Origin of the sequence: Microbacterium sp. 22303 (assembly GCF_052045265.1) — a bacterium.
Taxonomy (GTDB): Bacteria; Actinomycetota; Actinomycetes; order Actinomycetales; family Microbacteriaceae; genus Microbacterium.
Genome location: NZ_JBQEOQ010000004.1, coordinates 385,840 through 398,274 on the forward strand (window position 1 = coordinate 385,840; position 12,435 = coordinate 398,274).

At 62.8% G+C, this 12,435-nt stretch carries 11 protein-coding genes; 2 read left to right on the forward strand and 9 right to left on the reverse strand.

Features of this window, described 5'->3' with window-relative positions; genetic code table 11:
* Window positions 1–548 precede the first annotated feature (548 nt).
* From ACTJI8_RS13790 to ACTJI8_RS13830, 9 genes are all read right to left on the reverse strand, one after another.
* Window positions 549–1,796 (reverse strand): hypothetical protein, encoded by a 1,248-nt coding sequence (locus tag ACTJI8_RS13790; protein WP_440734001.1) that lies wholly within the window; start codon window positions 1,794–1,796, stop codon window positions 549–551.
* Window positions 1,793–2,869 carry a hypothetical protein gene (locus ACTJI8_RS13795; protein WP_440734002.1) on the reverse strand — a complete coding sequence of 359 codons (1,077 nt, stop codon included), beginning with the start codon at window positions 2,867–2,869 and terminating at the stop codon, window positions 1,793–1,795. Before ACTJI8_RS13795 ends, ACTJI8_RS13790 begins: the two co-directional genes overlap by 4 nt.
* Window positions 2,856–3,941: a glycosyltransferase gene (locus tag ACTJI8_RS13800; protein WP_440734003.1), complete on the reverse strand. Its 1,086-nt coding sequence runs from the start codon at window positions 3,939–3,941 to the stop codon at window positions 2,856–2,858. The genes ACTJI8_RS13795 and ACTJI8_RS13800 overlap by 14 nt, the downstream gene beginning before the upstream one ends.
* Before the next feature lie 2 nt (window positions 3,942–3,943).
* A complete protein-coding gene (locus ACTJI8_RS13805; protein WP_440734004.1) occupies window positions 3,944–5,167 on the reverse strand; it encodes an O-antigen ligase family protein in 1,224 nt (407 codons plus the stop codon).
* Between the two features lie 61 nt (window positions 5,168–5,228).
* Window positions 5,229–6,362 (reverse strand): glycosyltransferase, encoded by a 1,134-nt coding sequence (locus ACTJI8_RS13810; RefSeq protein WP_440734005.1) that lies wholly within the window; start codon window positions 6,360–6,362, stop codon window positions 5,229–5,231.
* A 32-nt stretch (window positions 6,363–6,394) separates the two neighbouring features.
* Window positions 6,395–7,057: a NeuD/PglB/VioB family sugar acetyltransferase gene (locus ACTJI8_RS13815; protein WP_440734006.1), complete on the reverse strand. Its 663-nt coding sequence runs from the start codon at window positions 7,055–7,057 to the stop codon at window positions 6,395–6,397.
* Entirely contained in the window at window positions 7,050–7,670 is a 621-nt protein-coding gene (locus ACTJI8_RS13820) for a sugar transferase (RefSeq protein ID WP_440734007.1), read from the reverse strand. Before ACTJI8_RS13820 ends, ACTJI8_RS13815 begins: the two co-directional genes overlap by 8 nt.
* Window positions 7,671–7,673: 3 nt before the next feature.
* On the reverse strand, window positions 7,674–8,807 hold the full coding sequence (locus tag ACTJI8_RS13825) for a DegT/DnrJ/EryC1/StrS family aminotransferase (RefSeq protein ID WP_440734008.1): 1,134 nt from the start codon (window positions 8,805–8,807) through the stop codon (window positions 7,674–7,676).
* Entirely contained in the window at window positions 8,800–10,617 is a 1,818-nt protein-coding gene (locus ACTJI8_RS13830; RefSeq protein WP_440734009.1) for a polysaccharide biosynthesis protein, read from the reverse strand. The genes ACTJI8_RS13825 and ACTJI8_RS13830 overlap by 8 nt, the downstream gene beginning before the upstream one ends.
* A gap of 446 nt (window positions 10,618–11,063) precedes the next feature.
* Here ACTJI8_RS13830 and ACTJI8_RS13835 point away from each other — a divergent pair, with 446 nt between their 5' ends.
* Both ACTJI8_RS13835 and galE read left to right on the forward strand, forming a co-directional pair.
* Window positions 11,064–11,372 carry a PqqD family peptide modification chaperone gene (locus ACTJI8_RS13835; RefSeq protein WP_440734010.1) on the forward strand — a complete coding sequence of 103 codons (309 nt, stop codon included), beginning with the start codon at window positions 11,064–11,066 and terminating at the stop codon, window positions 11,370–11,372.
* 15 nt (window positions 11,373–11,387) lie between these two features.
* Window positions 11,388–12,410 (forward strand): UDP-glucose 4-epimerase GalE, encoded by a 1,023-nt coding sequence (gene galE, locus ACTJI8_RS13840; RefSeq protein WP_440734011.1) that lies wholly within the window; start codon window positions 11,388–11,390, stop codon window positions 12,408–12,410.
* Window positions 12,411–12,435: the final 25 nt, after the last annotated feature.

Sequence of the window (12,435 nt, forward strand, 5' to 3'; positions counted from 1 at the left end):
CGGGAAAGTCCTTGGACAATCGATTCCACATAGGTTCGCTCAGACACGTGTCTCACTGATCGGAGATTTCGAAGGGCGTGAAGCTCCGCTATCACGGCCGCGCCGGGCAAAGACGGGACAACGACTTCCTGATGCGCGATGGACATACTGGATCTCGTAGCCCATAAGGCTTCAAAGGCGAGAGACGGATCGGCAAAGAAGCCGGGAAACATCCAATGAACATCGATATCGCAGGGCCACCCGGCGTGAATGTAAGTCCGAGAATGAACGGGAAGCAACGACGGCGTAGGTCGCCCAATCCGTTCACGCCAGCCACATGACTTCAACAGTTCGCAGAACTCATCGAATCTCGAAGGGTCGACAAGTACATCCGCATCGGCGGGTACGCGGTCTGGCCGCAGGCCATAAGCGTTACTGATCAGTCCCTTAATTGCCACCGAACGGATCCCGGCCCGCAAGGATAGATGCGCGACGGCCGCCTGTGCGAGGGCTACTCCGCTCTCCAATGAGAAAGTGTGATTGCCGCTATATGAGCTCACCGCAGCACCTCAATTCTGGCTCGGAGTTGAGGGGTCGCCCCATTGCATCGCTTTGGGGGCTCGCAGCACCAGAAGCCCAAAGGCAATTCCAAACAAGAAGAGCGTCGCCCCAATAGATAGCAGAAGAGGCGCGCCTCGGAGAAGCAGCACCAGAACGCCCACCACCACAAGTCGGCATACATCCCAGGCGAGCTGTGCATGCTGCCATCCAACGATCGACAGCGCACGCGAGATCGGCGCGTTCCCGATCTGCCCTCCGAACAACAGACTGGCAGCAGTTCCCAAGACAAGCAGGTTTGCGATGAGCTGATCACGTCCGTGCGTGTAGCCGACCGCGAGAACGCCTAGCGAGGCCGCAGCGATCGCACCGGCGATGCCGACCATCCACCCCCGTGAGGCAGCTCTCTTGAACCGCTCGATGTCTTGGGTTCGGGTTGCCGCTCCAAGTTCCTTCTCGATGAAAGGAGCCACGACTGTCTGCATGATGGTCGCAAACCCACCGCCGACACGGAACACGATCGCCCAGAGTTCAGCCAACGATCCAAGCGCGGGGAGCACTAGCGCGGCGGCTTGTGCCGTGAAGCCGTTCGCCATCGACGCCAACGCCAGTCGCCATCCTGAGCCCCAGATGCCCAGATATGTTCGAAATCGCACAGCGCGCGTGGCCTCTACGAGCGCTCGAGCCGTTCCTCGCTTGAGTATGACGGTCATGGTCGCCGAAACCAGAAGACCTATCGAAGACGCGACGATTACGGGGAAGAACCCGTCGCCGAACAGAACCGCGAGAAGCGCCGCCACAATCGCTGCAACCCCGTAGGACATTCGGAGCCGTGCGATCGCGTTCATGTCCGCCTGCCGTGTTGACCAGGACACGACGATCGCGTACGCGCCTTGCGCGATCATCAGCAGCAGCACGCCAAGCGCGACATCGAGGATGTTCCATTTACCTGCCGACCAGGTACGCACGTCGCCGAACGTGAATACGATTACACGGCCGATGCCCGCGAGAATCGCTACCCCTGCAAGTGTCAGTAGGACCCGTGCACACGCCCCGACCATCCTCTGAGCGTCTGCATCAGAACGAACACCGGGAAGGCGCGCCGGAACAGCAGCCAGGAGGGGCATGAGCAGGAGCCCCGCCACACTCCCGCAGAATACGGAGGCGGTAAGCGCGGAATTCTGCCTTGCGATTACAGGCACGAGGGTGGCGAGGACTACAAGGATCTGCCCGCCGCCCGCGCGCACCATCGCTTTCACGAAGACCTCGTAAACGAGCGCAGGAATTCTAGACGACGCGCCTCCACCACGGGACCCGATACGGCGGACGAGGTGGACTCCCTCAACCGCTGACCGGCTGCTCGCACTATGAAGTGACGACACGCATCGCGGTCGATATGCTGCACGGGCGCGTCAGACTCCCCGGCCACTTTCCAAAGCATGGGGTCGTCTACCCCGACGACTCCTTCGTCCCAATAGGGAAGCACTGTGGGTATGCCTAGCCCAACGTAGTCGCGCACCTTCAGCGGAGAGGCCGTGCGTAGCCCCTTTCGCTCGAGGCCCATCGATCCGAATGCAACGGACCATGTCGCAAGTTCCTCGACGTACTCGGCTTCACTATGGGTGGGAACGACGGAGACTCCTGCACCGGCCTCTTCCTCGACGCGACCTGCGACCGGCGCCGGGCAGACGATGACCCAATCCGCCACTTCTGCGAGGTCTCGAGCGATCTCGCCGAATCTATCGATCCCCGACGCAGGAAACGGTGCACCGACACTGAGTCCGACGCGCGGCCGCGAGCCCTCATGCCAGTCCCTCCGTTGAAGCCAGCTCGCGTTTGGAAAGATCTCACGAGGTCCAGAGATCTCGTCGAAGTGCGGATTCGCGGAGATCTCTGCGACAACGAACGTGGCACCTGAGGCGACGCGAAGCTCGCGGCCTCGCGTCATCCGTAGATAGAATCGCCGAATCCGAGAGGAACCAGCGACCTCGAGCAGATCATCTGCGTGGATTTCCACAACAATAGGAGCAATCCTTCGCAGGGCTTTGAACAGGCCCGGGATCGGTGTCAACCACCGCACATAGATCACATCTGGCGTTATCTTCGACACGGCCTTGACCGTGTCTCGAATTGTGAAGATGTCATTTAGCAGATTTCTCCACGAAGATCGAGCGAGCCGCCCTTCGCCACCAATAATGACCTTCTCCACCTTTGCGCCACGGTCTCGCCAGGCATTGATGCGATTATCAGTGTGTGTAGATATGGCGCGATATTCAGCACCATACGGCGTTACGTATGCGATCCGCAATGGAGATCCTTCAATGTTGAACATGGTGATAGAAGTCGTCCGCATAACGCCCTACGTCCCACGTCGAGGGGACCGAAGCGCGGTTGCCGAACACGTCGCCTGCCGCAGGGGCTCTGCGGATTGCGTCAGCCAACGCCGGACCGAAACTCTGCGGCTTGTCACTTGGCAGAAGCTTGGATCCTGCGCTCTCGTCCAGAACTGAAGAGACACCACCGACATCGAACGCGACTGTCGGCACCCCAACCACCCTCGCCTCGGTCAGCGCAATGGGTAGCCCCTCGCGTGCGCTTGGATGTGCCACTACATCCGCGACAGCCATCCACTGCCATGCGTCCGCGCGACGTCCCAGCAGATGAACACGAGACGACATCCCCATCTCGTCGATCTGACGCTCTAGTGCATCTCTCGCAGGGCCCTCGCCAACGATGACGACATGAACTTTCTCGGGAAGGCTGGCGACAGATTCAAGCAACAATTTGTGTCGTTTGTCCTCATATAGATTGCCGACGCTGACGACGAGGGGAGCCGAGTCATCCATACCTAACTCTCGCCGGAACGTGCTCACTGCATGCGGGTTTGCCACGATCCATTGACGCATGCGCCCTCGGTCCACACCCGCCAGGATCACCCGCTTCTGACGGAATCCGATCGTGGTTACGGAGTCGGCGACCTCGGGGCTTACCGCAATACACAGATCGGCGTATCGGTTGAGAAGCCGCCCAAGGACGCGGGTGGGGAGCGCGTAAGACGTGCTGTGCGCAACCTCGACGAGTCGAGAAGGCAGCATTCCGAACGCCCGCCTGAGCTTTAGCACTGCAGCCGGCCAAGGAGAGTGGACTACTACGGATTCATCCACCTCGAACTCTCTCGCCACGCGCCAAAGTCGAACCGCGGCGCTCCACCGAGAGCCAGTCTCGAGATCGTCGATGACCACACCGGTCGCCGCCACGCGGGACTGAAGGTAATTCTCCGGGGAGTGCGTATTGATGACGCGCGCCGTACGTGAGGTCTTGTTTGCTGCTTCATACTCGAGCCGACTCAGCAGAAGCGACTCCGCACCGCCGAGTCCAAGCCCTCGGACGACTTCAATCACCATAGTCAGCTCTCCTTGACGTACGGTGACGTCGCGTCGGAGGAATCACTCAGTGAGAGCCGACCGTGGGCGGAGGTACTCACGGCGAGACCGATCGATATCCAAAAGACCAGCGAGCTGAGCAATGATCCCGATAGACCGAACGCGATCACTCCAAAGACAATGAATGAAGTTCCGATCCCGCTCGCGGTACGCCACGACATCACCACGATTGCGACGGCGATAACGACCAGCAGGATTCCGAACTCGGACCAGGTCTCAAGCCAAATATTGTGCGGATAGTCCGGCAACGAGAGATTCGCGCCATAGTCACTGTTCGCGTAGCGCCCAGGGCCCGCCCCGAAAACCCAGTTCGATTCGATCGTGCTCCACGAGGCGGTCCAACCATCGACTCGGGTACTCGCGTTCCTGTCAGAGTCATCTAGGCGGAACCATCCACCAATATCGACCCTTAAGAGCACGACTGACACCAGTACAAATGCACTGGCCACGACCATGACAATCAGACGTTGGAATCGTTTCCACCCACCCGCGCTGTGCCCATCACCGCGAACGATGAGATACATTACGGCCGCCGCCACACCCAGAAGAGGCCCTCGCGACGCAGTTGCGACCACCCCCGTGATCGCAACTAGAGCGAAGATGATGTTCCACCATGACCAAGCACGCCTAGCAACCTGATAGATGGGCACCATCGCTGCGATGCCGGCATACTGAGCAAGCACGATCGGATTCACGCCGAACGCGGCTTCCTGCGCGTGGATGACGCCACCGCTCAACACTCGGATCACCTCTGCGACCGTGAGAGTTAGCCCGCCTGGCAGCAGGCCGAACGCGAAACCCGCCTTCCACTCCACGGCAGTTCCGACATATGCCAACAGCCCGGCCGCAAGGATCGAGACAACCAACTGAATCCCAACTGCACCCGTCTGTGAAGGTGGATCAATCCACTCCCTCACGACGACACCGACCCCGAAGGCCAGGGCCAAGAGCAGAATGCCCAACCCGATCGGAGTCGCCTTGGTTCGCGTCCTCACGATCAGGGCAATCAAACCCAAGGCCCCGAGCAGGGCGACGAGGCCGCCTCCGGCGGGGAGGAGCGCTCCGTACACCGGGAACATTCCCCACATCATCGACGCCATGAAACCCGTGGCGCGCTTGAAGACCGTCGCGGCGATCGTGATGACCACCACAGCGACAACGATCGCGAACACGATCTCGATGCTCATGGATCAGTGCTTTCCTTACTTAGTTCCGGGACCGGCGCAGCATCTCAGCTTCATGGCGGGTTCACCCCTGATCTTGAGTCGGCGTTACGTCGATCAGCTGCCTGTCGAGATGCGCCGCGAGTGCACCCCACACTCGGCGGGGCTCGAAATCTCGGATGGCGCGTTCCCGAGCGCGGTCGCCCATGATGTGGAGCAACTCTGATTCTGCCAACAGCTCCGTCATCACATGTGCGAGTTGATCCGCATCTCCAGCCGGTACCACCACGCCCGTTTCGCCCGGCGCGACCGAGTCTACGCACCCCGTCGAATCCGAGACGATCGCCGGCACTCGCATGGCGGCTGCCTCGAGCACTACATTCGGAAAGCCCTCACGCAGACTCATCAGGACGAGAACATCAAAGGCGGCGAGGTATGGGCGGACGTCTGCCGCTTCACCAGTCCGGTGCACGGGCAGGTTTTGGCGACCAAGAGAAGTCGCCCCCTCATTGCCTCCGACCAGCACTACCCGAACTGCTGTTCCCTCGGAGTAGACGCGTTCGGCCGCATCGAGCAGCACACCAACCCCTTTGTCGGGGTGTAGTCGGCCGACATAACCGATTGTCCTTCCGGGGTTCTCCTCAAAGAATCGCGCTGTGTCCGCGTCCAGCCCTGCGTGCGGGGCATCGGGAGAGAAGTACTCCGCGTCGACCCCATGAGATGAGCCGGATGCAGGTACTTCAACGCGATCCGAGGTCGTGATCCCGAGGCTCACGGCCCGCTCCGCCAGGCTGGCGCTATTGGCCACGATCGCCGTCGAACTCGAAGCGATCACACGTTCGATCCCCCGAAAGACAATACGCGCGGCACCAGTGGCGGTCTCGAAGCGGATACCCCACAGCTCGTAAATCCGCACGGGAACGTGCAGAAGTCGCGCAGCGATCGATGTCAGAAGGCTCGCCTTGGGCGTGGCGTAGATCACACCATCCGGGCGAATCCGCCGAATTAGCGCGATCATCCGCGTCAGGCTGCGGACATCGTGAACTAGAGACGGGTCCCTCCGCATAGGAAGAGCGACGGTCGCGACGCCCAGCCCGGCAAGGGCTTCGCCGATCTCGCTGACATCGTCCGCGACCAGCGTGACCTCATAGCCAGACTCTGCGAGGAACTCGACGTAGCCGCGCATGAAGAGTCGAGCCGTCACTGCGGCCGTGACCACGACTATGATCTTCGGGCGAGGCGCCCCATCCGTCACGAGTGTTTCTCCAGCACGCGGGCGGGGATGCCGACGACGACGGTCCCCGGATCCACGTCCCGGGTCGCGCAGGCGCCAGCGCCAATCGTCGCACCCGCGCCGACGGCGAGTCCTTGCAGGACGATCGCACCGGCACCAACGAGAGTTCCTCCACTGACTGTGACCTCACCGGAGACAATTGCGCCGGGGTTCACTGAGACAAAGTCATCGAGGACCGAGTCATGTCCGATGATCGCCCCGGGGTTGACTTGCACATGCCTGCCGAGTTGAACGTTCGTGGAGATCTGAGCGCCACCACACACCACTGATCCTGCGGCGATGGCAACGCGCGTTCCCACCACGGCTGTCGGGTGGACCAAGATGGCAGGCAGAGCACCCCAGGCCTCGACCTTCTCGGCGATACGCGAGCGCGCGCCAGGTGAACCGATGCCAACGGTGTAGTGCGTACCGTCGAACAGCTCGCGATTCAGATCAATCCCTCCGAGGAGACGGATCTCGCGGTCGCGCAGCCGCTCGATCTGGATCTCGGCGGGTGCGTCGTCCACGACGCCGATGACGTCCCAGACCGAGTCACGGGTGCTGGCGTTGATCGCTGCGATCACATCGAGCGTCTCACGCCCGAATCCGCCGGCTCCGATGACGATGATGCCATCAGCCATCGGCCTCACCGAACTTGGTCATCGTTGCCTGCCCTTCCGCCGAGATGCCTTCCCGCGCGACCACCGAACGGATCGTCGCAAAGACGACGCGGGAGTCGAGCGCCAAACTCCGATTGTCCACGTATTCGACATCGAGGGCGAACTTGCCCTCCCAGCTGAGCGCATTACGGCCGCTCGCTTGGGCCAGGCCGGTGATGCCAGGCCGAACCTCGTGGCGCCGGGCCTGCTCCGGGGTGTACCTCGGCAGATACTCGACCAGTAGCGGTCGCGGCCCCACCACACTCATGTCGCCGCGAAGCACGTTCCACAACGAGGGCAATTCATCGAGGCTGGTGGAGCGCAACTTACGGCCGAACGATGTCAGCCGATCCGCATCGCTGACGAGTCCTTTGGATTCATCGACGTCGCGCATCGACCGGAACTTGCGCAACCGGAAGATGCGCCCGTCCTTGCCGGGTCTCGGCTGCACGAACAGAACCGGTCTACCAAGGCGGACAGCAACCATTACGGCGACGATCGCGAGCACAGGAGACAGCAGGACGAGCGCCACGACGGACGTCACGATGTCGAGGAAGCGCTTGACGACGTCGTAGGGTCGGCTGCCGCGCGCCACGGCTCAGCGCTCTCCGACGAAGGCATTGACACCTTCAACGATACGAGCCCGCTGTGGTTCAGTCAGCACGGATCCGCTGGGCAACGTCAGCCCGCGCGCGAACAACTGTTCCGAGGCGCCGTTGATGACGCCTCGATAATGAGCGAACACCGGCTGTTTGTGCATCGGCTTCCAGAGCGGCCTGCTCTCGATGTCATCCGCCGCGAGCGCCGCAGAGAGGTCAGACGGAGCCCAGCCGGTGCGCTTCTCGTCGACCAGGATCGACGTGAGCCACACGTTGTCGTGCTCGTCACCATCCGCGCCGAAGACCTCGACCCCATCGACGGTCGCGAAGAGCTCCTTGTAGAGCTCCCGCATCTCACGACGACGCGCGATCATGGCATCGAGCCGTGAGAGCTGTGCACGGCCCAGCGCCGCGAGCAGGTTGCTCATGCGGTAGTTGTAGCCGACATCGACGTGCTCGTAGTGCACGACGGGCTGTCGCGCCTGCGTCGCGAGATATCGCACGTGGTGCGCGAAGTCCGCGTCGTCAGTGAGCAGCATCCCGCCGCCCGAGGTCGTCATGATCTTGTTCCCGTTGAAGGAGACGATCGACGCTCGCCCGAAACTGCCCGCGGCCTGTCCCGCGTGGGATGCACCCAGTGACTCCGCCGCGTCGGCGAGAACGGGAACGCCGAACTCATCCGCGATCGCCAGGATCGCCGTGTAGTCCACCGCCTTGCCGAGCAGATCGACGGGGACGACCGCCCCGACGGGTTCACCCGCGTCGCGCAGGGTTGTCAGGGCTTCCCGCAACAGCGCGGGATCCATGTTCCCCGTCTGCGGATCAGCATCGACGAAGTAGGGCTCGGCACCTGTGTAGACGATCGCGTTGGTCGTCGCGGCGAACGTCATGGTCGACGTCACGACGACATCTCCGGGCTTGATTCCCAGGGTCAGCAGCCCCAGGTGCAGCGCGGCGGTTCCCGAGCTCAGGGCGACGCCGTGTGCGACATCGAGTCGCGCCGCGAGCTCCGACTCGAACGCATCGACATCAGGGCCGAGAGGCGCGATCCAGCCCGAACGGATCGCGGAGATGATCGACTGCTCCTCCAGTTCCGTGACATCCGGGGAGGACATGTAGATCCGTTCAGCCATTCGAGGAGGCCTCCTGCGCGATGCGCGTCGAGTCGTTGACAGCGTGTTCCACGACGACGCGGTCGACGATCGCCGTGTCGTTGATGCGGGGCACCGCCTTCATCCGCGCTTCCCAGCCTGCCTTGTCGAGCCGCTCAGGGCTGATCGTGTCGGCGTGCGCGTGCGAGATCTGCGGGTGGAAGGGCCGTTCGAGGTTCTCTCGGGCTCCAACCAGTTCCTCATGCAGCTTCTCTCCGTGCCGGAGGCCCGTGAAGACGATGTCGATGTCCTTGCCCGACATCGAGATCATGCGCTTGGCGACCTCGAGGATCGAGACGGGCTCGCCCATGTCGAGGATGAGCACTTCGCCGGCACGGCCGATGCCGCCCGCCTGGATCACGAGCTGACATGCCTCGGGGATCGTCATGAAGTATCGAGTCGCGTCGGGGTGCGTGACCGTGATCGGCTTCTCCTCAGCGATCAGGCGCTGGAACGTCGGGAGCATGGATCCGCGGCTGCCGATCACGTTACCGAAGCGCACCGACAGATATTGCATGCCGGTCTGCTCGCCCGCCCAGGCGGTGAGCTTCTCGGCGACACGCTTGGAGTGGCCGAGCACGCTCGTCGGGTTCGCTGCCTTGTCCGTCGAGATGTTGACGAAGTGGCTCACGCCTACCCGGCGCGCGGCCTGCAGCACGTTGAGAGAGCCGATGACGTTCGTCTTCCAGGCCTCGTCCGGATACTGCTCGAGCATCGGCAGGTGCTTCAGGGCCGCCGCGTGGAAGACCACCTCGGGCCGACGCTCGTCGAAGATCGCGTTCAGTACCGCCTCGTCGCGGATGTCGGCGAGCACGACGTCCTTGGTGTCGAGCAGACCGTTGCCGGCTGTGCCGAGCTGAGCGGTCTGCAGGCCCGTCTCGTCGCGATCGAGCATGATCAGCTCACGGGGACCGAACTTCGCGAGCTGACGGCACAGCTCGGATCCGATGGATCCGCCCGCGCCCGTCACGAGCACGCGCTTGCCGGTGATGTAGCCGGCGATGAGTTCGACGTTGGTGTCGACCGGGTGACGGCCGATGAGGTCTTCGATCTCGATGTCACGCACGTCAACCGAGGTGTGCCCGTCGAGCATGAAGTCGGTGATCGTGGGCGTGACAGAAACCGCCATTCCCGCAGCATCGGCGACGTCGCTCAGCTCGCGCAGCAGCACGCTGTCGGCATTGCCGAGCGCGATCACCAACCTCGTGGCGCCGGTCCGCTCCGCGATCTCCGCGAGCTGGCTGCGACGGCCGAGCACCGGCACACCGCGCAGTCGCAGGTTCTTCTTCGCGGGGTCATCGTCGATCAGCCCGACGGGGAGGATCGGCGACCCCGGGTCGGTGGTGATCGTGTGCAGGAGTCGGTCACCCAGATACCCCGCGCCTACGACAAGAGCACGCTCTGCGGCGGACCCGGGCTTACGCGAGCGTTCGACGACCAGCCGCGCGACATAGCGCACGCCGAACATGGAGAGCAGCACAAACGGTCCTGCCAAGAGGACCGTCGCTCTCGGGACACCGATCAGGTTGCCAGACGGGACCACGAATGCCGACAAGATCAACGTGATGCCACCGACGATGACGGCAAGGGTCCATACCTCGCTGAAAGACCCGTACGCATAGCGCCCCCGGTAGAGAGCAAGTACGTAGCCGACGATGAGCTGCATTGCGGCTGCGACGAGCCCCAGACAGAACGTCGCAACCCAGCCCGACAATGGCAACTTGAAATCGACGCGCAGTCCTACAGCGAGAAAGGTGCCGAACACCCAGGCGAACGCGTCGAGCGCGGCCACCCATCCTCGTCGCCGGTGCCCCGCACCGACGGCGCGTATCCCGGCGACGATCGCGTTCTCGCCTTGAACAGCGCTCTGCACGACTACATCCCCCCAAAACTCAACCCGCGGCACTTGGTGCACGCACACTCGACATCGACAGCCCCCGGCGAGGAGCGATGTGCCATCGACTCCGCCTGCCCCTGTTCCAGGGTCCCATACCTGTGAGTACGCCGAGTGACATTGTCCGGAAAGTGACGCTTCCCGTATGTTCTGCGTTCGCATTTCGTACGATCTCAACGACGGTGTCGTGCAAACCCGACCGCACCGCGCCCGCGCGGTGCCCCGGATACCGCGTAGATACTCGGGGAATCGCGAGTGGGTTCCGTTCTCCCGCGGGGCGTCGCCGGGAGTTCGTCACACCCGCCTCGGTGAAGGGCCGAGGCACGCTTCGCTAGGCTGACCGCGTGGACGGGGAGCAGACGGCGCAGTGGCGGATCGCGGATGCCGTTGCGTGGACGACCAGCGGCAACGATGTCGTCGCTCTCGACCTCGAATCACCGACGGCACACCCGATCACGTTGCAAGGGACCGCGGCGTACATCTGGGAAGAGATCACCGTGAGTGGTCCGATCGCCACCGACCCTCTGATCAGGAATGTCGCCGATGCGTATGACGTCGACGAAGACGTCGTCAGAGACGATGTCATCACACTTCTCGAAGAGCTTCGCGACAGCCGTCTGGTCCACTGCTGCGCCACCCCTGTCGATATCTGACTTCAAGGAGCCACCATGCACGTCCTCGTCACCGGCGGCGCCGGATTCATCGGTTCCCACACGGTCGTCGCCCTCCTCGAGCGCGGGCACGACGTCACGATCGCCGACGACTTCGACAACTCGTCACCCGAGGTGATCAATCGGATCGAGCAGATCACCGGCATCCGACCGACACTGGTGGAGGTCGACCTTCGCGACGAACGAGCGTTCGACACGGTGTTCGCCGAGGCCGGTCCGGACGCCGTCATCCATTTCGCCGGACTGAAATCGGTTGGCGAAAGCTCGAACAATCCGCTTCGCTACTACAAGCACAACCTCGGCAGCACGTTCTCCGTGCTGAACGCGATGAAGAAGCATGACGTTCGCACTCTCGTCTTCTCCTCGTCGGCGACCGTCTATGGTGCAGGCCAGGAGCCGCCCTACACCGAGGACGGCGGACCGCTCGACGCGAACAACCCTTACGGGATGACCAAGGTGATGCTGGAGCGGATCCTCTCTGATGTCGCCGGTGCCGAACCGGGATGGCACATCGCGCTGCTGCGTTACTTCAACCCGATCGGCGCTCATGAGAGCGGCCTGATCGGAGAGGATCCGAAGGGCGTGCCGAACAACCTCGTGCCGTACGTGCTGCAGGTTGCCATCGGTCGCCGCCCGCACGTCAGCATCTTCGGCGACGACTACCCGACCGCCGACGGCACCGGCGAACGCGATTACATCCACGTCGCGGATCTCGCGGAAGGACACGTCGCAGCGCTCGAGAAGATCGTGTCGATCGAAGGTGCACGGGCATGGAATCTGGGCACCGGGCAGGGGACGTCGGTGAAGCAGCTGATCGCCGCCGTCGAATCGGCCTCGGGCACTCGGATCCCGGCGGTCATCGCACCCCGTCGCGCGGGAGACCTGCCGCGCAGTTGGGCCGACACCTCGCGCGCAGCGGCCGAACTGGGCTGGAGAGCCACCCGCGACATCGCGGATATGGCTCGTGACGGCTGGCGCTGGCAGTCGCAGAATCCGCGCGGCTTCGACTCCGTCGACTGAGCGGGACCGTCGCGTGCGACTGTGG

Bases quoted from the DNA above. Each gene is read 5' to 3' on its own strand.
- ACTJI8_RS13795 (WP_440734002.1), bottom strand. From the start codon at position 2,869: ATGTTCAACATTGAAGGATCTCCATTGCGGATCGCATACGTAACGCCG.
- ACTJI8_RS13800 (WP_440734003.1), bottom strand. From the start codon at position 3,941: ATGGTGATTGAAGTCGTCCGAGGGCTTGGACTCGGCGGTGCGGAGTCG.
- galE (WP_440734011.1), top strand. From the start codon at position 11,388: ATGCACGTCCTCGTCACCGGCGGCGCCGGATTCATCGGTTCCCACACG.
- ACTJI8_RS13815 (WP_440734006.1), bottom strand. From the start codon at position 7,057: ATGGCTGATGGCATCATCGTCATCGGAGCCGGCGGATTCGGGCGTGAG.
- ACTJI8_RS13805 (WP_440734004.1), bottom strand. From the start codon at position 5,167: ATGAGCATCGAGATCGTGTTCGCGATCGTTGTCGCTGTGGTGGTCATC.
- ACTJI8_RS13825 (WP_440734008.1), bottom strand. From the start codon at position 8,807: ATGGCTGAACGGATCTACATGTCCTCCCCGGATGTCACGGAACTGGAG.